Here is a 24,007-nt window from a genome sequence, read left to right as displayed (position 1 = left end):
TCCTCACCATTAATCTGAAAACTGCCCGTTCTGATTCTTCAGCCCATGCAATGCGCCTTTGAAAATCATTCTGCTGCGCTTTAACTTGTGATCTTTATTCCACACGTAAAGCAAATGGAATTTTACAATCCGGTAAGTCATATAAAGAAGTGCGATCAGTTTGTATTTCGGATTGTTCCTTTTGACGAACAAGTAGCCATTCCGCATCAGATAGTAAGCATAATGCGGTGATAATTCCTCAGACTTAGTGGAGCTTGATTCCTTGTGATAGATCAGGGAATCCGGTACGTAAACAATTTTCATACCTGCTTTTTTTGCTTTCAGATTCCAGTCTGTATCCTCATAATAGATAAAATAGTCTTCATCCAACCAGCCTATCAAGTCGATTAATTCCCTGCGAAACAGCATGCTGCATCCGACGACAAAACCTACTTCTTTTCTCGTGTTGAATTTTTCCGACTCCTGCCGATCGATGCCGTAGGGTGTGCTTGTCCCAAGGTATTGATTAATTGAACCACCTGCAAACCATACAAGGTTATTATTCATATTTATGATCTTCGAACCGACAATTCCGATTTGAACATTTGTTTCCATTTCTTCTACTAGTCTGGTGAGGGAATGCTGATCGACAATTGTATCGTTATTGAGCATCCATAAGTATTCATATCCCTCCTCATAAGCCGCTTTCAGTCCAACATTATTTCCGCCGGCACAGCCGATATTACTGCCTGATTGAATAATCGTCAGCGGAAGACTGAATGCCCCTGAAAGCTGATCTGCTCTCAGCTTTTCATAAGACTGATCCTTAGAGTCGTTATCTACAAGAAATACACGAAAGTTCCGGTAGACCAGCTTTTCAAGAGAATGCAGACATTCTACTGTGTCATTGTAAGCGTTCCAGTTCAATAAAATAATCGCGACTGACTTCTCGTCCACAGTACGGTTCACCTCACTTAAATATCATTTATTTTTCATAAAGAACACTCAGACCGTGGCAATCTTCAGCTGTTTCGCCGGAGCAGGCACTTCATGCGTTGTATCCTTCAAATCAATTACGATATCTTCAACGATTTTATTCGCGCGGGCCAGCGATTCATGTGTACCTGCATCAATCCAGTCACCGTCTACGATGCCAAACTGCAATTCGTTCATATTAATATACGCATTGTTCACATCTGTAATCTCAAGCTCTCCGCGACCTGACGGCTGCAGTGTCTTGATAATGTTGAATACTCTTGCGTCATACATATAAAATCCAGTCACTGCATAATTTGATTTTGGATTTTTAGGCTTTTCTTCAATCGAGACGATATGATCCTGCTTCACTTCCGCCACCCCAAAGCGCTCAGGGTCGCTGACTTCCTTCATAAGAATCTTTGCTCCTCTTCCCTGCTCCTTGAATTCTGCTACATATGGCGTAATATCTGTCGTAAAGATGTTATCCCCCAGAATTACAGCCATCAGGTCACTGCCGACAAATTCTTCAGCCAGGTCAAGTGCCTCAGCGATCCCACCTGCCTGATCCTGAACTCTGTAAGTAAGCTTTAATCCCATCTCAGATCCGCTGCCCAACAGATTAATAATATCTCCGGCATGATGTCTACCTGTAACAATCATCATCTCAGTAATACCGGCTTGCTTCAGCTTTGCAATTGAATAAAAAATCATTGGATATTTTCCTACAGGAAGTAAATGTTTATTCGTCACCTTTGTTAATGGATTCAACCTTGAGCCGGTTCCACCTGCTAAAATAATGCCTTTCATTCCGCTCACTCCTCATTTTTTATTCTTAATAAAGAACGATCTGATTAAAAAAAATGTGACTTTTTCAGCTTTCTTTTATCCAAGATAACAGTACCAAGAAAGTGTGAATGTCCTTTTGTCAGGTTTTCTTTTGCTTTTTGCGCCATATCTTTTTTTGTTTTTCCAATTTTAATGACCATCACAGATGCGTCCGAGCAGCTTGCAATAATTTGCGCATTGGCGTTCTCTACCACAGGCGGACAATCAATTAAAATGACATCGTAGATTCGCTTAAACTTTTCAAATAATCCTGTCATTTGTTCCATAACCAGGTCCATTCCCATTCCTTTTTTTGACCCGGAAGTCAGAATACCTAACCCTTCAACAGAAGTGGGAAGTATATATTCAGCCGTTCTCATGTGCGGATCCGCCAGAATATCTGTAAGTCCATACTGATTTTTCTTTCTGAAAAACAAATGCAGTGCAGGATCCCTTATGTTCCCATCGATCAACAACACCTTTTTCCCTTTTTGTGCCATGACCACACCCATATTGACCAGCGCCGTGGTTGTTCCCTGTTCTTTACCAGCTGAAGTGACAGCAACTGTCTTCATAGAAGTGCGCTGTGTAAGAAATTCCAGGTTGGTTCTGATCATTCTATATTGTTCACTATATGGCGACATTGGTTGCTGTTGTGTAATAATTCTTTTTTCAGCTTTGTACTTTTTAGACTGCAAGATCATTCAGCTTCCCTCCCCAGGTTTTTATAGGGTGAATAAACGCGCTGAGCATCTTTTGGTACTGTTATCTGTTTCGACTGTTTATGACGTTCTTTCGATACTATACCGAGTACAGGGCTCTCAAGCAGAACCATCGCATCTTTCTCTGAATCTATTGTTGTGCTGAAAAGTTTTTGTACAAATGCGATTGAAAGTCCAATTCCGATACCCGCTACCATTCCTACTACAACAAACAACATCGTTCCCGGACTGCTGGACTCCACATTCGTCTTTACTTCAGCAGGAGGAAAAAGCATGACATTATCAATGCGCATAATTTCTTTTACTCTGTTCTGAAATACAGTTGCTGTTGTATTAGCGATCTGAACAGCACGTTCATAATCACTATCCTTAACCGTAATCGTAATCACCTGTGATTCATTTTTACTTGTGACATCAATTTGCTTCCCAAGGTCTTTTACGGAAGTATTAAGACTCAGGTCGCTGATCACTTTTTCAAGCACCACTTCAGAATAGATGAAGTCACTATAGGTGTTGGCGTATTGAAAGTTAGTCATCACTGTATTGTAATCAAGCTGCTCTGCCTGATTATTGACGACAATCTTTCTCGACGCTTCGTATGACGGGTCTACCATATAAGCAGAAATTGCTCCGCCCAGAAAAGCAAAGATGAAGCCTGCCATCACAATAAAAATGATTCTGCTTTTGATCACTGACCAGGATTCTCTGATTTTAAGTGACTGCTCCACTTTAGTAGGCCCCTTTTCTCTGCAAAACATATAATATGCTTTTTACTAGGATTTTCACATCCAGTGTCAGGGATTGATGATGCACATAATAAAGTTCGATATCCACACGTTCAGGGTAGCCTACTTCACTTCGGCCGCATATTTGCCAGTAGCCGGTCACTCCTGGATCTACAGATAAAAACTCCCCGGAAAGCTCACCGTATTTTTGCAACTCTGCTTCTACAACTGGTCTTGGACCAACCAGACTCATCTCACCTTTTAATACATTAATCAGCTGAGGCAGTTCGTCCAGGCTGGTTTTTCTGAGAAACTTGCCTACGCGGGTAATCCTCGGATCATCCTCAGGCTCCAGCTTAAAATTATTCTCAACATATTTTTTATATAGAATTTCGTTATTTTTCAGGTAATCTTCTGCATTCATAACCATTGAACGGAATTTATAAATGTAAAACTCTTTCCCACCTTTGCCTAAACGCCGCTGTTTGAACATTACAGGACCTTTCCCTTCACCGAAAAGATACGTTGCAGCAATGCATAAAAAAAGCGGAGATAAAATCACCAGACCTGCCAATGCCCCTAATACATCGATGACCCTTTTCACCAGCAGATAAGATTTATGCTTGCTCATCATATGGACTTTTTTTCTGACCGGCGCTTTATAAGTCACTGCAACTGGTGCAGGAACTTCCCCTTCTCTATCCATTCTCATGATCTTCACCCTCTCTGACGATTTTTTATGAAGAAATCAAATAGTGTGCCAGAAATTCTTCGAGTGCTTCACTCCAGTGCCTGATCTCTGCATAACCATTGTCTCTCCACCTGCTGTGCTCGAGAATTGAGTAGGCTGGACGTTTTGCAGGGCTTTTGAACTCTTCTGTCTTGCAGGGCTCGACTAACACATCCTTCCCTGCCAGATAAAAAATTTCCCTGGCAAATTCGTACCAGGAGCAGCTGCCGGAATTCGACAGATGATAAAGACCAAATTGATCAGTGACAATCAGCTTTGCTATTGCATCTGCCAGATCACCCGTGTACGTAGGTGAGCCGAACTGGTCGTTGACAACAGTAACTGTCTTCGCATGATCACCCGCTTCGAGGATTTTCTTCACAAAATTGCTTCCATATCTGCCATAAAGCCATGAAGTACGGATTATAAAGTAATGACTTAAAATCCTTCTGACATGCTCTTCTCCTAATAATTTGGATCTCCCATAGATACTGAGCGGATTTGTAGCTTCCTCTTCACGGATTGGATATTGCGACGTTCCGTCAAATACATAATCCGTACTGATATAGACCATTTTCGCTCCTATTTGTTTTACTGCCAGGGCAACATTTTCTGTACCGAGACTGTTAACGAGAAAAGCTTTTTCCGGCTCTTTTTCTGCCCGGTTAACATCTGTATAAGCTGCAGTATGGATGACGATATCAGGCTGGCAGCGGTTCAGCATATTGAGAACGGCTTCAGCATTTGTGACGTCGAGTTCAACTCTGCTGAGACCGGTTACGTCATGCCCTTCATTGATCAGCACGTGACACAATTCCTGTCCCAGCTGACCTTTACTGCCTGTCACGAGTACTTTTAATGGGGACATAACTGATCACCGGATCTCTTTGGACGATAGTTTGTATATGAGCCATTCATAATTTTTCTCCACCATCCTTCATTTTCCAGATACCATTCTATTGTTTCTTTCAGTCCTTCTTCGAAATAATAAGATGGCTGCCATCCGAGTTCAGCGGTAATCTTAGCCGGATCGATTGCATAACGCTTATCATGCCCCGGACGGTCAGCTACGTAAGTAATCAGATCTTTTGATACCTTCAGCTGATCTGTAATCATCTGAACGATTTCATTATTTGTTTTCTCGTTGTGACCGCCGATATTATAAACTTCTCCAGGTCTTCCTTTGTGTACAACAAGGTCAATCGCTTTGCAGTGATCTCTGACATGAAGCCAGTCCCTTACATTACTGCCGTCGCCGTAGATCGGAAGCTTCTTATCCTGCAGTGCATTGGTGATCAGTAGCGGGATCAGCTTTTCCGGGAAGTGGTTCGGCCCATAATTATTTGAACACCTTGTAATATTGACGTTCATTCCATATGTTTCATGATAGGCTTTGACCAGTAAATCAGCTGCAGTTTTACTGGCTGAATATGGACTGCTGGGTGAAAGAGGCGTTTCTTCAGTAAAATATCCCGTTTCTCCAAGACTTCCATACACTTCATCAGTTGAAACCTGGACAAACTTACTGACACCATATGATCTTGCCGCATCAAGCAGACATTGCGTACCAAGTACATTGGTTTTTACAAAAACATCCGGTCCTGTGATACTTCTGTCCACATGGGATTCAGCTGCAAAATTGACGATTGTGTCAATGCTGTATTGCTCGAGGATCAGATCTGTCAGCTCTCTATTTTCAATGCTGCCTCTGACAAATACATAATTCTCATTTTCTTCCACCTCTTTAAGGTTATAGAGATTTCCTGCATAAGTCAGCGCATCAAGATTGACCACAAAATGATCCGGATTGTCATTCAAAAGATGTTTGACAAAGTTGCTTCCAATAAAACCGGCACCACCAGTAACAAGATATCTCATGCTTTAACCCCCTCCCACGTAAAATCATATTCTGCCTGATCAAATAACGGGTGAGTACTGTCTTTATCTGATAAAACCGGATTCGAAAACGGCCAGTTAATACCGACTAAAGGATCATTCCATACAAACCCCCGGTCATGTTCCCGTGAATATACCTCATCAACCTTGTACTGTACTTCCGTATTCGTTACGAGTGTACAAAAACCATGAGCAAATCCTTTAGGTACCAAAAGCTGCCTCTTATTCTCCGAGGTAAGTATATAACCTTCCCACTCTCCGAATGTAGGAGAGTTCTTTCTGATATCCACGATCACATCATAGATCGCACCATTTGTGACCCTTAACAATTTTGCCTGTGCTTTTGATTTAAGCTGATAATGCATCCCTCTTAGTGTTCCCGCATGCTTTGAAAGTGAATGATTTTCCTGAACGACGTCCATTACCACTCCATGCTCTTCAAGGAGCTTTTTTTTATAACTTTCCATGAAATATCCTCTGCTGTCCTCAAACATATTCGGCTCAATAAGCAGTGCATCCTCAAATCTGGTCTTTATGATTTTCATAGAATGATTCTCCCCTCATTTCACACGCACAATGTCGTGATTTAACTGTTTTTTACCAAAAAAGATATCATGCAGCCACTCATCCAGCGAATACTTTTCATACACTTCTTCAGAAGGTTTTACATACTCCTGATAGATGAAAGCCGGATCAATCACAGGAGTATGACGGTCTATGATGTACATATTCTGATTGTTATAAAGGTCATAATTTTTAATTGATTCATTTGTTGTGATCAGCTTTTTGTGTGCACCAAACACTTCAATTGTTCTCATTGTCAGACCATTTTGTTTCGGTCTTTCGATATCAACTATGACTCTGGACCTGTTAAAAAGCTGTGTAATCTTTTCCTTTGAAAGTTTGTCATATTTCAATTCTGATTTTCCGTACCGCCTGATATCCCTATCACGCAGCCACTTCAGATAATACAGCTTTCTGCTCGGATAATAGTGGTAAAAGTAAAAGTTCAGGTTTTTATCCTTAAGCTGCTGTTCAATTCTCTTCAACACGCTGAACCTGTCAGTATGGACTGTACCTATAAAGAGAACATCAATGTCCTGAATGACCTTTGCTTCTGCTGATCGTCTGTAGTCATCAATAAAAAACAATGGTCTGAAGTGCATATCACGATATTGCTTCACATCATCCTGATCAAATGTATAGACTGCATCAAACATCTCTTTAATTGCCTTCGAATTAGGAGAATAGCTAAGTGCATCCCATAAATAAAGAATAAATGCTGCATGCTTATGTGCGTTTTTTAAACGCTCTATGTGCTTTTTTGATATGACTTCTCCTTTGATGATAAAAATGAAGTCATAATCCCGGTCTATGGTTTGCTCTATGATTCTGCTGTAATAGGCATTGTTCTTTGGCGCCAGCAGCTTACGATTGACTCTGATCAGAGATTTTGTCAGAAAATCATTTTCAGGACGTTCATCAAAGTAGTCCACTTCACAGCCAAAGGACTCAAGTTTTTGACGGATTTCTTTTTCATAACCGAAAAAATTCGCTGATATCATCAATATTCTTTTGCCTTTGTACATCGTCTTCATTTATATAAACCCTTTGCTTTCATTTCCATCATGGCATGCTCATAACGGTCTTCTTCAACTTCCTGATTGTTAACCCATTCTGTAAATCTTTTAATTCCTTCATTAAAAGAATAAGAAGGTGTAAATGAAAGCGCATCAGACACTTGAGTTAAGTCAGCAAAATTATGACGAATATCCCCAAGTCTGTAATGACCACTTATGTGATACGACAGGTCTGATTTGTAATGATGAAGAAGCGCACGTGCTACCTCTGTTACAGAGACTGCAGTTCCAGTTCCAACATTAAACACCCGGTGATTTGCTTCATCCAGTTCAATCGCTTTGACCGTAGCGTCTATCACATCATCAATAAAGACGAAATCCCGACTCTCCTCCCCGTCTTCAAAAATCATCAGATCATTACCGTTTTTAATTCTTGTTGAGAAGATAGATAAAATTCCTGTATACGGGTTTTTAAGCGATTGACCCGGACCATATACATTTTGATATCTGAGCCCCACTGCCGGAATATTTAATGATTTTCCTGTCAGCATAACCAGATTTTCCTGCCCATACTTTGTGAAACCATAAATCGAAAGCGGGTTGATGCGGGATTCTTCAGAAGTAGCGAGCACTTTTACATCACGCGCACATACCGGACACTTTGCCGAGAAATCCCCTTTTGACAAATCTTCATCTGAACGGCTATCCGGGAATACTTCTCCGTGCTCTTCACACCTATACTTCCCTTCACCATAAATAGCTCTCGATGATGCCACAACCATTTTTTTGATCTGATGACGATTGGCAGCTATTACATTCAGCAAATTAACTGTGCCGTTAATATTGACATCAATGTACTTTTCCACTTCATACATTGATTGACCTGTGCCTGTTTCAGCAGCAAGATGCACAACAACCTCCACATCTTTTACTGCCAACTCAAGGTCCTCTTTGTTTCTTACATCACCTGAGATGAACTCCACCTTATTTTTGATTCGCTGAAATAATTCAGATTGCTGAGGATTTTCTCCATGGATCTGTGGTGACAAATTATCGATGACCCTCACGTCGTACCCCTTTTCTAGTAATTTCATAGATAACGAACTGCCGATGAAGCCCGCTCCACCTGTAATTAATATTCTCATGCTTCTTACCTCCACCCTTATATTCTCGATAAAGAACAAATGAAGTAAAAAATAAATCCGCTTTCGCCGGATTTTATGTTCTTTAAAAAGAACGTTTTCCATATTGTAAACCGGATTTTATTTAAAAGCAACAATATTATGCAATTTTCTTTTCAATCTTACTTTTTACGTGTTTATACGTTATTTCTTCTATAATAATTTCTTGACCACAATCATCAAAACGAGCCAGAAAGGTGTTGTTATAAGTATACCTATTACACATCCCTTTGAAAAACCAGATTCTTTATTCATCATATATGTCCTCCTGACCGCTTCACGGCTTATGTAATCTGATACTAGTGTAATCCATTACTGAAGAAAATTCTACACCCTTTGTTCTTTATGTAGAATATTTTTTGTAAACTCCTTCTATTTTCCCTCTTTATTCTTTATAATGAACAAAATGATATAAAATAAGGAGTGGTTTGATGAAAATACTGCTGCTGGGCGTACAAAAAATAAAATTTATGCCTTACATTGATTTTTATCTCAGCAACCTGAGCACGGATCAGCATGATATTCACCTGCTTTACTGGAACCGAGACGGAAAAGAGGATGGCGAGGTTAAAAAGGATATCACACTTCATGAATTTACACATATGCAGGAAGACGAGGTGACAAAAGCTAAAAAAATGAGAGGCTTTATCAACTATCGCAGACATGCACTGGAGCTGATCAAAAATGAAAATTTTGATTTCTTAATTATCCTAAATACAGCAACCGGTTTCCTTATACAGGACCTTCTTTCGACAACTTACCGGAAAAAATATATTTACGATTACAGAGATCCGACCCATGAGAATTTTTTGTGGTATAAGTGGCTGGTGGGCCGAATGGTTAAGCACTCACAAGTAACCTTTGTCAGCTCTGATGGTTTCAGAAAATTCCTGCCTTCATATGATCACATATACACTTCACACAATCTGATAGCTGAAGCACTTCTGCAAAGAGATATTAGAAATCAGCAAAATAGGCTGCAGTATCCTGTAAGAATTCGATACTGGGGCATGATTAGAGATGAAAGTATGAATATGGCGCTGATTAAAAAGCTGGCAAATGATCCAAGATTTGAACTTCATTATAATGGCAGAATGCAAAAGACAGGTAGAAATCTTGAGCGCTTTTGTCAGCAGCAGCAGATTTATAATGTTTTTTTTCACGGCTCTTATCTGCCAAATGAACGTTATCAATTTATAGAAGAAACCGATATTCTGCATAATATCTACAAAGAAGATAAACTCCTGTCACAGGCAATGGGTAATAAGTTTTATGATGGGATCATTCATTATATCCCGCAGATCTTCACTGCAGGTTCGTTTATGGGTGAAAAAGGCATGAACACGGGGACAGGCATAGAATATGATTCTCATGATGCTGACTTTGCCGACAGACTATATCGCTATTACACTTCGATGAACTGGAGAGGATTTATAAAAAATTGTGATACTTGTCTGGATCAGGTGCTCTCTGAATATTCACAAGGTCAGCAGATTCTTTGGAAGATGTTTGATACACACCCGCAAGATTTCCAGCCTTCAAAGGTTACTTCTTCATAAGAAAAGGGCGGAGACAAATAGTCCCCGCCCTTTTCTTATGAATTTATATACGCGTCAAAAAACCTTAGCACTTCCTCATAAACCCTCATCTCATTCGCCTTCTTCGAAAACCCGTGCCCCTCATCATCCAATACAAGGTACTTCACATCACGACCCTTTTCTTTAAGCGCTTCAACAATCTGATCAGACTCCGCTTTCACAACACGCGGGTCCTTTGCGCCTTGGATGACGAACATTGGCTTTGTCATGGAATCCAGGTACTCAATCGGTGAATCTTTTGTGAGCCTTTCTTTATCCTCTACCGGATCGCCTACCCACTGTTTCATTACAGGCTTCCAGTGTTCAGGAACTGATTCAATAAAGCTGAACAGGTTACTTGGTCCGAAGATATCCACGACTGCTTTGAAGTAGTCTGCGTGACGACCGTGAAGAAGCAGCGCCATATAACCGCCATAGCTTCCGCCCATCAATAGGACTTTGTCGCGGTCTGCGAGTCCTTTTTTAAATAGATACTCAAGCCCTTCTATATTATCAAGGCGTGGTCCGTGTCCCCAGTCACCTTCAACCATTTTCGAGAACTTCAGGCCGTATCCGGTTGAACCGCGGAAGTTGGGTGCGAAAATGCTGTAGCCTCGGTAGACCAGGAATTGAAATAGCGAACGGAATGTTGCACGTTCTGCTGCCTGTGGTCCGCCGTGTGGCCACAGAATGACGTGACCATTGCTGTTTTCAGGTTTCGCTTTAAAGAACTGTGCTTCAATCTCCAGACCATCAAATGATTTATAAGTATGAAGCTCCGGCTCTGCCATTTCTTCTTCCTTCACACCTGGCACATTATATTTTGTCAGCTGCTTCCACTGACCGTCTTTTCTCATATAAATGTTTGCCGGTCTCACAGCCGTTCTGCCTGAGAGATAAAGGTTGCCGGAATCAGCTACCTTCAATCCTGCAATTTCAGTTGTTGGGATATCAATTTCATCTAACGTTTCTTCCTTCAAGTCAAACTGATACAACTTATCTTTTACACCTTTTTCAGCTCTGATATAAAGACTGTTTGATGATTGATCGTAGTAGACGTCATCGAAATCCTCTTTTTCAATCGCTGCAACTTTTTCAAAGGATTCGTGTTCAAGGTTAAATCGAGCCAGGTAAGAAAAATCTTCTCCGTAGTTCGTTGTAAAATAGATCAGTGTATCTGAGACAAATTCTATACCTGAAACTGTATGCTGCTCTTCACGGTCCGGGGTCAGATATACTTCCTGACCGTCTTTTTTAACGAATGCCAGCACGTATGTATTTGCATAATGTTTTACATAGACAATTGCCTGTTCATTCGGGCTTTTTGCTGTAAGGTACGTTGCTGCATCCTTTCCTTCATGGATCACCTTTTCTTCTTGTTCTTTGATGTCATAGCAATAGGATTTCAGATAAGTCTGGTCTTCTTTTGTAGAAGTAAAATACAGTCTCTCACCGTCTTTGCTCAGATTCATTCCCATATGACGTGCGCCTTCATGTGTGCGCAGCGGCTCTAAGCTGCCTCCGGTTGGCGGTACTGCATAAATCTGACCATTTTCATCACCATCCTGATCCATCACCGCAAGAATGTATCGCCCCTGCTTGTCATATGCAAGCTCTGAACAACTCTGATTATAAAAGCTGAGCGGATAGGGAAATGCATTCGGCAGATCCATCGCCCAGAGATTATATTTACCATTCAAATTTGTACTGAAAACAAGCTGCGTTTCCTCTTTATTTACTGTAAATGTCTGAATGCCAAACGTCTGAAAAAAGTTTTCGACATCAGGCTGTCTGAAGTTAATCATCTCTAAAAATCCTCCCTATTTGTTTCGTTCTCCGTAATATTCGATCAATTAATATGATAATCCTTTTTTATAGCGAAATTTAGCATTCGTTTTTCTACTATGCCATTAAGAAATATTGTATTCAAACCCCTCATTGTACTTGCACAGCCGGTGATTGGAGTGGAAGGGGGCGACTCCTGTAGCAGGAAGGGACAGGTGAGACGATCACAGCGAAGCCTGATGGCTCAGCGCCCGGCCGCGAAGTCCCCCTGAAACGGAAATCACCGGCCAGTAATACAGAGTCAAAACTTTTAAATTGAATAACCATTCACTCTACGCTATACTAAAATCCTAAACTAAATATCGTTCCATCTTCAGGGCAGGGTGAAATTCCCGACCGGCGGTAAATGTAAGAGTGAGCCCGCGAGCGAATAGGGAGCTATTTGCTGACTCCGTGAAAACCGGAGGCCGACAGTATAGTCTGGATGGGAGAAGATGGAGGCATTGATGAGGGATTTGCGTAAAGCTGACCCTTTATTTCGTGCTGAATTCTCCCTGCTGATTACGCCGAATCTGCAGGGTTTATTTGTGTACGGGTGCCGAAACTTCTGTGTGGAACGAGGACAGGAGCTACTCATGTTAAAAAACACACAACTTTTAGTTAAGCTATCCATGCTTAGCGCAGTGGCATTCTTACTGATGATGCTCAATTTTCCACTTCCGTTTTTACCGGATTTCCTGAAAATTGACTTCAGTGACGTGCCTGCTTTACTTGCAGCAATTATGTTTTCGCCAATGGCTGGTGTAATTGTTGAAGCATTAAAGAATATTTTGTACTACCTTTTTAAAGGCAGTGGCGTGCCAATTGGCGAATTGTCGAACTTTATTGCAGGCTGTGCGTTTATCCTGCCAGTCGCATTCTTTTACCACAAGCGTAAAACAAAAGGTGCACTTGCTAAAGGCCTTGTTGCAGGGACTGTATTAATGGTTCTGCTGCTTGCAGTATTGAATTACTTTTTAATTCTGCCTGCATATGCGTGGTTCTTTGGAATGGATTACATGCTTGATCCAGCTGTTAAGTTAGGATTGACAACTGGCGCAATTATTCCGTTCAACTTAATCAAATCAGCATGTGTGGCAGCACTGTTTATTCCTTTATTCGTAAAACTAAAACCGTGGATCCGTCAGCAGTCAATGCAGACAGGACCCGTTTAACAAGTAAGCACCAGCCGGGCATTTTCCTGACTGGTGCTTTTACATGCTATAATAAAGAAAAATCCTGGAGGTTGTCTCATGCAAAAGAAATTGATGGACCGTTTGATTACATATGCAAAAATCGATACACAATCTGACCCGAATTCCTCTTCAACACCATCCACTGAAAAGCAGTGGGATCTGCTTAGACATTTAGAAACAGAGCTTAAAGAAATTGGTCTTGAAGAAGTTGAAGTAGATGAATACGGATACCTGATGGCCACACTTCCTGCAAATACAGAAGGTGATATTCCAACAATCGGCTTCCTTGCCCATGTGGATACTGCAACTGATTTTACCGGGACGAATGTAAATCCACAGGTTGTTGAATATAATGGTGGAGATATTCAGTTAAATGACAAAGTAACGATGTCCCCTGCTGAGTTCCCGGAACTGAGCAAGTATAAAGGTCACACTCTGATTACCACAGACGGCACAACGCTTTTAGGCGCGGATAATAAAGCTGGTATCGCTGAGATTGTGACTGCTATGGAGCATCTGATCCAGAATCCTGAAATCAAGCATGGTAGAATTCGCGTTGCCTTTACGCCGGATGAAGAAATCGGCCGAGGCCCTCACAAGTTTGATGTGACGCGCTTTGACGCTGACTATGCCTACACAATTGATGGTGGTCCACTTGGAGAGCTTCAATATGAAAGCTTTAACGCAGCCGGTGCAAAGCTGACCATACACGGGACAAACGTCCACCCTGGCACTGCTAAAAACAAGATGGTGAACTCACTTAAGATTGCGATGGAACTGAATCAGATGCTTCCTTTAGATGAAGCACCTGAGTTTACAGCCGGTTATGAAGGATTTTTTCATTTAATGCAGATGAATGGTGATGTTGAAAAAACGGAGCTCCAATATATTATCCGTGACCATGATCGTGAGAAGTTTAAGAAACGTAAGTCTACACTGCAGCGCGCAGCAGATGAAGTAAATGCAAAGCATGGTGATGGAACTGTGGACATTACAATTGAAGATCAGTACTATAACATGCGCGAAAAGATTGAACCTGTGCGTCATATTGTGGATATTGCTGAAGAAGCAATGAATTCACTTGGTATTGATGCAATCATTGAGCCAATTCGTGGTGGTACAGATGGTTCGCAGCTATCTTATATGGGGCTGCCAACACCAAATGTTTTTACCGGCGGAGAGAACTTCCACGGGAAATTTGAGTATATCTCTGTGGATAACATGGAAAAAGCGTCTCAGGTGATTGTTGAAATCGCAAAACGTTTTCCACATGTGGATAAGTAACATCGAAAGGGGTACATTGTGGACTTAAGAAAACTTGATTTAATTTTAAGTGTGGTTTTACTGATTAATTCAATCAGAATTTTTTATTTGATTGTGACAAATGATGATCCAGTACCGTTTGATTATATGGTGTTATTTTTCTCTACTGTCGGAGCTGTTATTTTATTTATGAATAGTCGCCGCAGGAAGATGAAAGAAGAGGGTCGTTAGGAAGAATAGAATTGTTCATTTTAAAAAGGGTGGGGCTCAAGTGGTCTCATCCTTTTACGTTCCGCTGCGCTTTATATTAATTTAATAATTAGTTAAGCTTTTTCCGTGCTAATTAAAATAAATTAATTAATATTTTTATAAAATATGCAAATTAATTAATAAATTAAAAAGGAATCTATTCCAATAGATTCCTTTTTAATCATTTATTTATTCATTTTATCCAAGAAACTTCCTAAAAGATCGTCTAAGTCTTCTTCTTTTTCCTCTTCGACTTCTTCACGTTCGATTTCGATAGAGTCTATCTGATCCAGGTCGTCGAAATCAGGCTCTTTTGCAGGTTGTGCAGGCTGAGTCTCTTCAACCAGTGTTTCTTCTTCTTGCAGGTAGAGTGCTTCATCTACTGATAAAGAAGTGCTGTTCATTGATGCCAGGATCGCTGTTGCTCTGACAGGATCGTTTAGAAGCTGATAGACAATGTTACCGAGTAAGGCTTCAGAGTGTGCATGTCTGAGCCATGCCCGCTGTTCTTTGGATAGCTGTTTTGGGATTGGGACGGTAATTGTTTCTCTTTCTTTCTGCGAATGTTTACCCAGCCCTTCAAGTGCAAACTCTGCAATTTTACTTGAGAAATTTCTTTTCTCAGCTTCTTTCAGTCTTTGCAATTCCCGCAGCAAATGGTCCGGTGTATCAGAAGGCAGGCGAAATGTAATCGCCTGTCCCTTCTTGATCGACCCACTCATTTAATACACCTTATTTTGAAGCTGCTTTCGCTTCAGTTTTCTTAGGAGCAGCTTCCTTACTATTTCTGCGCACAAAGTCATTGATTAGCTTGTGATAAGCGTTTGCCATCATCCAGATGCTCTCTTTTTCGTCTTCAAAAAAGTCGATGTTATAGCCATCCAGGTTGTTGTTAAGCGTCTTCAGGTAGTCTTTTAACACCATTGAACCACCGCCGACAAAATAGCAGATCTCTGTCTGCGAATTCTTAGCCCATACGTTGCGAAGGTGACGGTATTCTTTTTTCGCAAGGTCAAGAAGGATGCGGTCAGTAATGTCATGCACACTTGTACGTGACCCTTTCACCATAATGTGGTTACGGTCATTTTTCTTTGTGATAATGTCTACTACATCTCGGCGCGTATCAAGCTCTACACCATGACGTGAGCGGATTTCTTCACGAATTGCTTCTAGTGATTCAGACACGCCGAGATTAAAGCCCTGTGCTTTGTCATCATCAACGTTACGGTTGCGGATAACAGCGATATCTGTTGATAATCCTCCGATATCCTGAATCAGGATCTGCTTGTCAATCAGGTCACGGTTAATGATTTTGCCCTCATTGTCCATAACAAGGTTAATAAACGCTGCGAATCCCTCTGGATACACTTTTACTTCTTCAAACTTGATATTTACTTTTTTACCCTGGTGCTTTGGTGTTACCAAGAATTCCACCTGGTGAACAGAACCTAAGAGCTGTGAACGGAATCCTACGTCTTTACCCTCTTTTACTTCTCTAAGAGGCAATCCTGTACCAAGTATATAAGTCGCATCAATCACGCTATTCTTTGCTTCAAAACCGCTATTTTCACGCGCTGCATCCAGTGCAATGCTTGCAAATAGCATGACAAGTGACTGATCTTCTTCTGATTTGCTGCTGCCCGGGTCAAGTTCTGTCGCATTATCACTCTTAGTTGCAAGGTTACCTACACGGTAAATTGCGTTGTTATCCTGCAGAGCAGGGGAGTGTACGCGAATATGTAAGCCATCCAGCGGATCTTTTTCGTGAAGATCTTCAATTCCGATTACCGGGCGATCCTCGCGATCTCTTGCAATGACATTCGGGATATTCAATTCATAATCTGATTGTCCAAATAAAGCTTTCACTGAATCATTACCAACATCAACTGCTGCAATTCTTGTAGTTGTCATCATTAAACCTCCTGAAAAATCTACGGATTTATTCCGCTTCCTTTAACTTTATATAATAGAAGATGAACCGTCAATCAATCTTAAGTACCGAAAAATCTGACTTGTTGTATACGTTTATGTATACTTGATTACATAAACGTATACATGCCTATATAAAAGCATGTGTACATATTTGTATACACGTTTACAATATTGTATACAACATGTTTACATTTTGTTTACAAGTATACATATTTGTATACAATGATATTTTTTCTAATTTACGGGAAAATATGAAACTATATTCCAGCTCAATCGTACTATAAATTAAGAAGAAAGGAGCATGAGAGAATGAATCCATTTTTAAATATCTGGTTTAAACCAAAGGAAACGACAAATGATGTGATCGAAAATAAAGCGGTCGGCTTCTCCATTATGCTGTTCATCTTCTCTACATACGCAAATGTCTTAGGGGGGCTTCAAGAGACAGGATTTATAGATGGATGGTCACCCTGGTTAGTAATCTTATTAGTATTACTGGCAGGACCATTGTTAGGCATCATAGGCTTTTATGTAGGAAGCTGGCTTTATACGATTGTTGGAAGATGGATGAACGGAAGCGGCTCGTTACAGGACATGAGAAAAGCAATTGGTGTAACGGCAATACCTAACCTTGTACTCATACCTGTTTATTTGATTTATATTGCACTCTATGGAGAGGTCTTTTTTCAGCGTCCTGCATGGAATGAATTCTCTACCCTGCCAGCAGTCCCTTCACTCATATTAAATTTAATTGTTCTTGTAATCGGAATCTGGAATATCGTAGTGGTTAGTAAAGCGATTGGTGTTGTACACGGATTCTCAAGTTGGAGAGGCCTCGGGGTTTCATTGATTATTGCTGTCTCATTAGGCATATTGGCAATCCCGATCATCTTTGTGATCACTGGTTTAATGCTAGCGTAAATTTTCGTGAAAAAGCGCTTCTGACAAATGAATTCAGAAGCGCTTATTGTTATTCAAAAGTACCCTTAATGACCGCCTGATTATTTCCCACCATTACCTGCCCCATAGCAAATACACTGTCGATTGAGAAATCACTTTGTTGTAAGAGTACAATATCCGCATCTTTTCCTACAGCAATTTCACCTTTTGATGATAGCTTTAAAATTTGAGCGGGGTTTTTGGTAATAACCCGAATGGCTGCAGCAAGATCAATACCTTCATCAGTAACAGCTTCACGCACTGCTTCGTATAAAGACATTACCTTGCCGAGTTGAAGCCCTATTAACTCTCCGTCCGCATTAAAATCAGGTAAACTTGCCTGACCATCGGAAGTAAAAGTGATCTGGGAAACATCTACGCCTGCCTCCAGCATTCTTTTTAAAGCTACGCTACACTTCACTTCCCCTTCTTCCAGGAATTTAGGGATTGAGCTGGTAGTGAAATCAACGTAGCCGCCTTTTTTCGCATAGTGAATTCCTGCCTCGAATAGATGAGGATTTCGGTTAATATGCGTTGGATAAAACTGTTTGATTGGTATATCTGTCGTTTCAACGACTACTTCAATCAGTGATAGATGGTCATGGCTGTCCCCTACATGGATATTAACAATACCCGCTTTGCCGGACAGCATTCCGCCGATTCTCGCGGCTGATGCAATTTTAGCAAGCTCCTGAGCAGTCGGTTGGGAGGATCGATGGTCAGATATCGCAATTTCACCCGCACCAATCACACGATCAATGAGTATTAAATCATCTTCAATCTTTCCGGTTAACGTTTTAACAGGCACCTGATAGGACCCTGTGTGTACGTAACAGGTGATGCCTTCCTCTTCAAGGGCTCTTGCCTTAGCAATCAGCGCAGGCATCGTACGCGTCGTCCCATCCGTACCAATCACACCGACAAGCGTTGTTACTCCGCCAAGTGTGGCATCAGTCAGCTGCAGCTCAGGTGTGCGTGTCCTGTAGCTGCCTTCTCCACCGCCACCTAAAATATGAACGTGGGAGTCAATAAATCCGGGTACAGCGATTTTTCCATTTGCATCAATGACATGCAGTCCAGGTGCAGTGATATCAATATGATCTTCAATCGCTGCGATTCGTTTGTCTGTAATCAGAATGTCCTTTAACCCGATGTGATCAGGGCTGTATACGTCTGCGTTTTTTATCAGTGTAAGCATAAAATCCCTCCTACTTTTTCGCAGGATATACTTTAAGTTTTTTCCCTTTGATTGTCGTTTCTTTTAAAGCGCTGATGACCTGGTGACCTTTGCCATTATGAATTTCTATAAATGAGCAGGTTGGTTCAATCGTGATAATGCCGATATCGGCTGCAGTTACACCATCTATTGCAGTGATTGTTCCTACAAAATCTCCTGCTCTCAGCTTTTTCTTCTTACCGCCATTCACATAGATCTTCAGTATATCTTCACTCACTTTTTCAATGGCCGCAGTTTTACGTTCCTGTTGTTCTTCCATTTTCGCCCAGAAAGCACCGATGTCAGCAGGTGGCACTGCATGTAACTCTGTCAGATCTGCATTTGTATAGTCCAAAATTGCTGCAAGGCGGTCGTCTTCACGACCAGACTCTACAAATGAGATCACTTTTCCGCTATGTCCTGCTCTTCCGGTTCTGCCGCTTCTATGCGTATAAGAAGGAAGTTCAAGCGGAATATCATAGTTGAGGACTAATGAGACATTCGCAACATCAATTCCGCGCGCAGCTATGTCTGTCGCGATTAAATAACGGAAGTCTCCGCGTTTAAATTCATTCATGACGTCAAAACGTTCTTCCTGCACCATGCCACCATGAATCTTATCGCATGAATACCCTGCACGGTCCAGCCGCTCCGTTAATTCATCTGTCCGGTCCTGTGTACGGCAGAAAATCATACATGTATCCGGGTTCTCACTCATAGTGACCTGTTTTAAAAGCTCAAATTTCTGCTTTTCTTCCATTTTCATATAAAAATGCTGAATCAGATCCTCCACCTTGTGCTGAGAGTCGATTTCGAAGCGCTCAGGCGTTTTTAACCACTTAGCAGCCAATGACTCTACTTCTTCTGAGAAAGTCGCTGAGAAGAGCGCTGTAAGCCTCTCTTTTGGCATGAAAGCCATAATCGCTTCTACCTGTTCGATAAATCCTCTATTAAAAAGTTCATCTGCTTCATCAATGATCACATATTTTAATTTTGATGGATCAAATGTGCCTTTTTCTAAATGATCCAGCAGCCTTCCCGGCGTTCCGGAAATCATATGCGTTTTCTGCTTGAGTTCAAGTTTTTGTTTGGCAAAAGACTGTCTGCCATATAAGGCAGCCGCTTTCAGACGTTTAAAACGGCCGATTGCGAGTGCATCAAGACGAACCTGATCTGCAAGTTCGCGGGTGGGCGTAATAATAAGCGCCTGAGGCTTATTCTCTTCCCAGATGACTTCATCGCAAATCGGGATCGCATAAGCAGCTGTTTTACCGCTTCCTGTCTGTGCTTTAGCCATCAGATCGTGCCCGGCTTTTAATGCAGGAATCACCTGTTCTTGTACTTCTGTTGGTGCTGTATATGAAAGCTTCTCAAGTGCTTCTATGATGGAAGGGCTGAGATTAAATTGTTGCCAGTTGTTTGTCATGTGTTGCTCCTTTATTGAGTGATGCTGTTTAGTATACCACGTGGTGAACAGAAAAAACTGCCCGTCACCTGATTAGATGCGGGCAGTATGATCACACATTTAGTTATACTTCACGACTCCAATGACGGTGCGCTTTGATCGCTTCAACAAATGAATGTGTAAAGCTATCTGCATCATTACCGTGGATGACACCAGGGCTGTTTGCAATATCGTTGGCTTCAAGCCACTTTGTTCCTTCATGCGTTGCACCAATTGGCTTAAAGTGCATGAACGCTTCATTCAGGAAGTATGAAGTCGTCTGAACAAATTTTTTGCTGAGGTCCTTACCACCTACTGCGTATAGTGCATCATAGAGTACTGAATCAGCAGTCAGGAAAGTCTGATCCACTTTCAGTTCAGAACCGTCTGCACCTTTCAGCACACCCATCGATTCACTGACGATTTCAACTTCTGCACCTTCTCCTTCAAGCTTTTCAATGATCGAAGGTACATTACCTTCAAAACCATCTCCGGCGATCAGCAATACTTTGCGCGTTGCTGCAGATTTAACCGTATTTTCCTGACTCAGTGCAGGTGAGGATTTGGTTACTCCTGTATCACTGCCTGACGGAGCGTCAATACCGATGTTGTTCGCCACTTCAGTCGCAAGCTCCATGCTTACATTTGCAAACATATCCACTACCTGACGGCGTACCGATTCACTCTCACACTTTCCAAGCTCAAAGCTGAATGCGTTTTTGATATGTTCTTTTTCAGGTGCACTCATACTGTTCCAGAATAGTGTTGCCTGGGAGAAATGATCTTTAAAGCTTTCGCTTCTTGCACGGACTTTACGTCCTTCCATCTTCTCCTGATAGTGTTCAAAGCCGCCTTCTTCCGGTGATGCAGGCTCAGGTGTATTGTTTGCAAGTGAGTTTTTATGGTAAGCCACTTTGCCTTTATTAATCGTTTGTCTGCCATAGCCATCCCGCTGATTGTTAAAGAACGGGCAGACAGGACGGTTGATCGGAAGTTCATGGAAGTTAGGACCTCCGAGGCGGATCAGCTGCGTATCTGTATACGAGAATAGACGTCCTTGAAGCAATGGGTCATTTGTAAAATCAATTCCTGGTACAAGGTGTCCAGGGTGAAAGGCAACCTGTTCAGTTTCGGCAAAGAAATTATCAGGATTGCGATTCAGTGTCATCTTACCAACGATTCGTACCGGTACATCTTCCTCAGGCCAAAGCTTAGTCGGATCCAGCACATCAAAATCAAATTTGAATTCATCTTCCTCAGAAATCAGCTGAACACCAAGCTCGTATTCAGGATAGTCACCGTTTTCAATTGACTCAAACAGATCCGCCTTATGGAAGTCAGGATTTTTACCGTTCAGCTTTTGCGCTTCATCCCATACAACAGAATGTGTACCGAGTACAGGCTTCCAGTGGAATTTTACAAAATGCGCTTTCCCTTCAGCATTTACGAAGCGGAATGTATGAACGCCAAAGCCTTCCATCATACGATAGCTCCGTGGAATCGCACGGTCTGACATTGTCCACATCACCATATGGGCAGATTCCTGATTATTTGCTACGAAATCCCAAAATGTATCGTGGGCAGAAGCTGCCTGCGGAATTTCATTATGTGGCTCAGGTTTTACCGCATGAACAAGATCCGGGAATTTGATTGCATCCTGAATAAAGAAAACAGGAATATTGTTTCCTACAAGGTCATAATTCCCTTCATCTGTATAAAATTTTGTAGAAAAGCCCCGCGCATCACGCGCAAGGTCTGCTGATCCTTTTGATCCTGCTACTGTTGAAAAACGGACGAATACAGGTGTTGTCCTTGAAGTATCTGTTAAAAAACCGGCCTTCGTTACGTCTTCAAGTGATTCATATAATTTAAACTCACCGTGGGCACCTGATCCTCTGGCATGCACAATTCGCTCAGGAATACGCTCATGGTCAAAGTGGGTCATTTTTTCTCTGAACTGAAAGTCTTCAAGAAGGGTTGGTCCTCTGACACCCGCCTTTAGTGAGAATTCGTCTTCTGATATCTTAAGCCCCTGATTGGTTGTCATCTTTTTACCGGAGTCATCTGTTTTGAACTGTTCGAGCTGCTGCTGCTTTTTGTTCGGATTTTCGTTACTCAATGTAGTTCCTCCTTATGTAAATTTGTGATGAAACTGCCTTTATCTGTTTCCCTATTAGTTGTTTCGACAAACAGTTTTTTGCGAAAAATTTCAAAAATAAAAAACACCCCACTTCAAAAGTGAGGTGCCTGCTATTTAAGGTAATACCGTCGAGCCCATGAGGTAGCGGTCGCATTCGCGTGCTGCTTCACGGCCTTCGTTGATTGCCCAGACAATCAGACTCTGCCCGCGTCTCATATCACCTGCAGAGAATACGCCTTCTACGTTTGTACGGTAGTCACCGTATTCTGCTTTGACAGTAGAACGTTCAGTTGTTTCAAGCTCAAGCTGCTGGATGAGTCCCTGCTCCGGTCCGCTGAAGCCGATTGCAAGTAGCACAAGGTCTGCTTTCCAGACTTTTTCTGTACCTGGAATCGTCTCACGGATACGGTTGCCGTTTTCATCAATGCGAAGCTTAACGTTGATTGTGTGTACTTCTTTGACGTTTCCATCTTCATCGCCGACAAATTTAGTTGTCTGTACAGCAAATGCACGTGGATCAGAGCCGAATTTTGCGGCTCCTTCTTTTTGACCGTATTCGATTCGGTGAACGATTGGATACTGTGGCCATGGATTACCCATTCCATCACGGATTGAGCCTTTTTTATCGTAAATATCAAACTGCGTCAGGCTATTGCACTCATGACGGATCGCAGTTGCCAGACAGTCAGTTCCTGTATCTCCACCGCCAATAACGATGACATCTTTTCCTTTAGCGGAAATGTAATTGCCATCTTCAAGGTTCGTGTCAAGAAGGCTCTTTGTGTTGGCATGAAGGAAGTCCATTGCATAATGAATCCCCTTCAGATCACGGCCTTCAACAGGAATATTACGGTGTACCTGAGCACCGCCGCAGAGAATAATTGAATCATACTCGTCACGCAGCTTCTGCACTGGTACATTTCCGCCGATTTCTGCATTTGTCTCGAACTGAATACCTTCTTCTTTCAGGATATTCACACGTCTCTCAACAACTGCATACGGCAGCTTCATTTCAGGAATTCCGTATGTCAGCAGTCCGCCTACACGGTCACTTTTTTCAAATACAGTGACCCAGTGACCTGCTTTGTTCAGCTGAGCTGCAGCGGCAAGACCTGCCGGACCTGAACCGACAACAGCAACCTTTTTGCCCGTACGCTGTTCAGGTGGTTCCGGAACAACCCATCCTTCATCAAAGCCGCGCTCAATGATTGAACGCTCGACTGTACGGATCGCTACAGGATCTTCGTTGATACCAAGTACGCATGCGCCTTCACAAGGTGCAGGACATGCAATACCTGTAAACTCAGGGAAGTTATTTTTCTCGTGTTCACGCTCAAGTGCTTCCTTCCACTTACCCTGGTAGACAAGGTCATTCCATTCAGGGATTAAGTGGTTAACAGGGCATCCTGTTGTCTGTCCGTTGATTTCTGTTCCTGTGTGGCAGGTAGGCACGCCGCAGTCCATACAGCGCGCTCCTTCCAGCTTCACTTCTTCTTCAGGCATCCGCGCAGTGTAGTCTTTCCAATCCTTAATTCGTTCTTTAGGATCACGCTCACGCTGCGAATGACGCTCATATTCCATGAATCCAGTAGCTTTCCCCATCAAATCCCT

22 protein-coding genes and 1 riboswitch are annotated in these 24,007 nt (G+C 41.9%); of the genes, 5 read left to right on the top strand and 17 right to left on the bottom strand.

Going from position 1 to position 24,007, the window contains the following annotated elements:
- Nucleotides 1-9: 9 nt before the first annotated feature.
- The 10 genes from ACH6CZ_RS07450 to ACH6CZ_RS07405 form a co-directional block, all read right to left on the bottom strand.
- Nucleotides 10-936, bottom strand: coding sequence for a glycosyltransferase family 2 protein (locus ACH6CZ_RS07450; protein WP_374096800.1), 927 nt, complete (start codon nt 934-936; stop codon nt 10-12).
- 48 nt (nt 937-984) lie between these two features.
- Nucleotides 985-1,764, bottom strand: a complete 780-nt coding sequence (locus tag ACH6CZ_RS07445; protein ID WP_374096799.1) for a sugar phosphate nucleotidyltransferase — start codon at nt 1,762-1,764, stop codon at nt 985-987.
- 44 nt (nt 1,765-1,808) lie between these two features.
- The gene (locus ACH6CZ_RS07440; RefSeq protein ID WP_374096798.1) at nt 1,809-2,486 is read right to left on the bottom strand and encodes a CpsD/CapB family tyrosine-protein kinase; all 678 of its coding nucleotides are present in this window, start codon (nt 2,484-2,486) and stop codon (nt 1,809-1,811) included.
- The gene (locus tag ACH6CZ_RS07435) at nt 2,483-3,232 is read right to left on the bottom strand and encodes a YveK family protein (RefSeq protein ID WP_374096797.1); all 750 of its coding nucleotides are present in this window, start codon (nt 3,230-3,232) and stop codon (nt 2,483-2,485) included. Before ACH6CZ_RS07435 ends, ACH6CZ_RS07440 begins: the two co-directional genes overlap by 4 nt.
- A 1-nt stretch (nt 3,233) precedes the next feature.
- Nucleotides 3,234-3,863, bottom strand: coding sequence for a sugar transferase (locus tag ACH6CZ_RS07430; protein ID WP_374097444.1), 630 nt, complete (start codon nt 3,861-3,863; stop codon nt 3,234-3,236).
- Nucleotides 3,864-3,966: 103 nt separating this feature from the next.
- The gene (rfbD, locus tag ACH6CZ_RS07425; RefSeq protein WP_374096796.1) at nt 3,967-4,827 is read right to left on the bottom strand and encodes a dTDP-4-dehydrorhamnose reductase; all 861 of its coding nucleotides are present in this window, start codon (nt 4,825-4,827) and stop codon (nt 3,967-3,969) included.
- Nucleotides 4,815-5,837 carry a dTDP-glucose 4,6-dehydratase gene (rfbB, locus tag ACH6CZ_RS07420; protein WP_374096795.1) on the bottom strand — a complete coding sequence of 341 codons (1,023 nt, stop codon included), beginning with the start codon at nt 5,835-5,837 and terminating at the stop codon, nt 4,815-4,817. Before rfbB ends, rfbD begins: the two co-directional genes overlap by 13 nt.
- Entirely contained in the window at nt 5,834-6,400 is a 567-nt protein-coding gene (gene rfbC / locus ACH6CZ_RS07415; RefSeq protein WP_374096794.1) for a dTDP-4-dehydrorhamnose 3,5-epimerase, read from the bottom strand. The genes rfbB and rfbC overlap by 4 nt, the downstream gene beginning before the upstream one ends.
- 15 nt (nt 6,401-6,415) lie before the next feature.
- Nucleotides 6,416-7,453: a WaaS/CpsH family glycosyltransferase gene (locus ACH6CZ_RS07410; RefSeq protein WP_374096793.1), complete on the bottom strand. Its 1,038-nt coding sequence runs from the start codon at nt 7,451-7,453 to the stop codon at nt 6,416-6,418.
- On the bottom strand, nt 7,450-8,580 hold the full coding sequence (locus tag ACH6CZ_RS07405) for an SDR family NAD(P)-dependent oxidoreductase (RefSeq protein ID WP_374096792.1): 1,131 nt from the start codon (nt 8,578-8,580) through the stop codon (nt 7,450-7,452). The genes ACH6CZ_RS07410 and ACH6CZ_RS07405 overlap by 4 nt, the downstream gene beginning before the upstream one ends.
- Nucleotides 8,581-9,047: 467 nt before the next feature.
- Here ACH6CZ_RS07405 and ACH6CZ_RS07400 point away from each other — a divergent pair, with 467 nt between their 5' ends.
- The gene (locus ACH6CZ_RS07400) at nt 9,048-10,175 is read left to right on the top strand and encodes a glycosyltransferase family protein (RefSeq protein ID WP_374096791.1); all 1,128 of its coding nucleotides are present in this window, start codon (nt 9,048-9,050) and stop codon (nt 10,173-10,175) included.
- A gap of 35 nt (nt 10,176-10,210) precedes the next feature.
- On the opposite strand, the gene ACH6CZ_RS07395 is transcribed toward ACH6CZ_RS07400, so the two are convergent.
- Nucleotides 10,211-11,998, bottom strand: a complete 1,788-nt coding sequence (locus tag ACH6CZ_RS07395; RefSeq protein WP_374096790.1) for a S9 family peptidase — start codon at nt 11,996-11,998, stop codon at nt 10,211-10,213.
- Nucleotides 11,999-12,343: 345 nt separating this feature from the next.
- A riboswitch (FMN riboswitch) is annotated at nt 12,344-12,478 on the top strand.
- A 135-nt stretch (nt 12,479-12,613) separates the two neighbouring features.
- Here ACH6CZ_RS07395 and ACH6CZ_RS07390 point away from each other — a divergent pair.
- From ACH6CZ_RS07390 to ACH6CZ_RS07380, 3 genes are all read left to right on the top strand, one after another.
- Complete coding sequence (locus tag ACH6CZ_RS07390; RefSeq protein ID WP_322419927.1) at nt 12,614-13,192, top strand: ECF transporter S component; 579 nt, start codon at nt 12,614-12,616, stop codon at nt 13,190-13,192.
- 78 nt (nt 13,193-13,270) lie between these two features.
- A complete protein-coding gene (pepT, locus tag ACH6CZ_RS07385; RefSeq protein WP_374096789.1) occupies nt 13,271-14,497 on the top strand; it encodes a peptidase T in 1,227 nt (408 codons plus the stop codon).
- A gap of 18 nt (nt 14,498-14,515) precedes the next feature.
- A complete protein-coding gene (locus ACH6CZ_RS07380; protein ID WP_374096788.1) occupies nt 14,516-14,707 on the top strand; it encodes a hypothetical protein in 192 nt (63 codons plus the stop codon).
- Nucleotides 14,708-14,910: 203 nt separating this feature from the next.
- Here the strand turns inward: ACH6CZ_RS07380 and ACH6CZ_RS07375 are convergent, their stop codons facing one another.
- Nucleotides 14,911-15,447 carry a hypothetical protein gene (locus ACH6CZ_RS07375; RefSeq protein WP_374096787.1) on the bottom strand — a complete coding sequence of 179 codons (537 nt, stop codon included), beginning with the start codon at nt 15,445-15,447 and terminating at the stop codon, nt 14,911-14,913.
- Between the two features lie 10 nt (nt 15,448-15,457).
- Nucleotides 15,458-16,636 carry an Alp7A family actin-like protein gene (locus tag ACH6CZ_RS07370; protein ID WP_374096786.1) on the bottom strand — a complete coding sequence of 393 codons (1,179 nt, stop codon included), beginning with the start codon at nt 16,634-16,636 and terminating at the stop codon, nt 15,458-15,460.
- Nucleotides 16,637-16,966: 330 nt separating this feature from the next.
- On the opposite strand from ACH6CZ_RS07370, the gene ACH6CZ_RS07365 reads away from it, so the two are divergent.
- Nucleotides 16,967-17,578 carry a YIP1 family protein gene (locus ACH6CZ_RS07365; RefSeq protein WP_374096785.1) on the top strand — a complete coding sequence of 204 codons (612 nt, stop codon included), beginning with the start codon at nt 16,967-16,969 and terminating at the stop codon, nt 17,576-17,578.
- A gap of 49 nt (nt 17,579-17,627) precedes the next feature.
- Here the strand turns inward: ACH6CZ_RS07365 and iadA are convergent, their stop codons facing one another.
- The 4 genes from iadA to ACH6CZ_RS07345 form a co-directional block, all read right to left on the bottom strand.
- On the bottom strand, nt 17,628-18,794 hold the full coding sequence (gene iadA / locus ACH6CZ_RS07360; protein WP_374096784.1) for a beta-aspartyl-peptidase: 1,167 nt from the start codon (nt 18,792-18,794) through the stop codon (nt 17,628-17,630).
- Between the two features lie 10 nt (nt 18,795-18,804).
- On the bottom strand, nt 18,805-20,238 hold the full coding sequence (locus ACH6CZ_RS07355) for a DEAD/DEAH box helicase (RefSeq protein WP_374096782.1): 1,434 nt from the start codon (nt 20,236-20,238) through the stop codon (nt 18,805-18,807).
- A gap of 103 nt (nt 20,239-20,341) precedes the next feature.
- Nucleotides 20,342-22,375: a catalase gene (locus tag ACH6CZ_RS07350; RefSeq protein WP_374096781.1), complete on the bottom strand. Its 2,034-nt coding sequence runs from the start codon at nt 22,373-22,375 to the stop codon at nt 20,342-20,344.
- Nucleotides 22,376-22,510: 135 nt separating this feature from the next.
- A complete protein-coding gene (locus ACH6CZ_RS07345; protein WP_374096780.1) occupies nt 22,511-23,998 on the bottom strand; it encodes a glutamate synthase subunit beta in 1,488 nt (495 codons plus the stop codon).
- Nucleotides 23,999-24,007 lie beyond the last annotated feature (9 nt).

This window comes from Jeotgalibacillus sp. JSM ZJ347, from assembly GCF_044383825.1.
Classification (GTDB): domain Bacteria; phylum Bacillota; class Bacilli; order Bacillales; family Jeotgalibacillaceae; genus Jeotgalibacillus.
This window is presented reverse-complemented; position numbering and strand designations above follow the sequence as displayed.

Coding starts and splice junctions, on each gene's coding strand:
- ACH6CZ_RS07365 (WP_374096785.1), top strand. CDS start 16,967: ATGAATCCATTTTTAAATATCTGGTTTAAACCAAAGGAAACGACAAAT.
- ACH6CZ_RS07355 (WP_374096782.1), bottom strand. CDS start 20,238: ATGACAAACAACTGGCAACAATTTAATCTCAGCCCTTCCATCATAGAA.
- ACH6CZ_RS07395 (WP_374096790.1), bottom strand. CDS start 11,998: ATGATTAACTTCAGACAGCCTGATGTCGAAAACTTTTTTCAGACGTTT.
- ACH6CZ_RS07440 (WP_374096798.1), bottom strand. CDS start 2,486: ATGATCTTGCAGTCTAAAAAGTACAAAGCTGAAAAAAGAATTATTACA.
- ACH6CZ_RS07345 (WP_374096780.1), bottom strand. CDS start 23,998: ATGGGGAAAGCTACTGGATTCATGGAATATGAGCGTCATTCGCAGCGT.
- iadA (WP_374096784.1), bottom strand. CDS start 18,794: ATGCTTACACTGATAAAAAACGCAGACGTATACAGCCCTGATCACATC.
- ACH6CZ_RS07410 (WP_374096793.1), bottom strand. CDS start 7,453: ATGAAGACGATGTACAAAGGCAAAAGAATATTGATGATATCAGCGAAT.
- ACH6CZ_RS07375 (WP_374096787.1), bottom strand. CDS start 15,447: ATGAGTGGGTCGATCAAGAAGGGACAGGCGATTACATTTCGCCTGCCT.
- ACH6CZ_RS07445 (WP_374096799.1), bottom strand. CDS start 1,764: ATGAAAGGCATTATTTTAGCAGGTGGAACCGGCTCAAGGTTGAATCCA.
- rfbD (WP_374096796.1), bottom strand. CDS start 4,827: ATGTCCCCATTAAAAGTACTCGTGACAGGCAGTAAAGGTCAGCTGGGA.
- ACH6CZ_RS07400 (WP_374096791.1), top strand. CDS start 9,048: ATGAAAATACTGCTGCTGGGCGTACAAAAAATAAAATTTATGCCTTAC.
- rfbC (WP_374096794.1), bottom strand. CDS start 6,400: ATGAAAATCATAAAGACCAGATTTGAGGATGCACTGCTTATTGAGCCG.
- pepT (WP_374096789.1), top strand. CDS start 13,271: ATGCAAAAGAAATTGATGGACCGTTTGATTACATATGCAAAAATCGAT.
- ACH6CZ_RS07370 (WP_374096786.1), bottom strand. CDS start 16,636: ATGACAACTACAAGAATTGCAGCAGTTGATGTTGGTAATGATTCAGTG.
- ACH6CZ_RS07430 (WP_374097444.1), bottom strand. CDS start 3,863: ATGATGAGCAAGCATAAATCTTATCTGCTGGTGAAAAGGGTCATCGAT.
- ACH6CZ_RS07405 (WP_374096792.1), bottom strand. CDS start 8,580: ATGAGAATATTAATTACAGGTGGAGCGGGCTTCATCGGCAGTTCGTTA.
- ACH6CZ_RS07390 (WP_322419927.1), top strand. CDS start 12,614: ATGTTAAAAAACACACAACTTTTAGTTAAGCTATCCATGCTTAGCGCA.
- rfbB (WP_374096795.1), bottom strand. CDS start 5,837: ATGAGATATCTTGTTACTGGTGGTGCCGGTTTTATTGGAAGCAACTTT.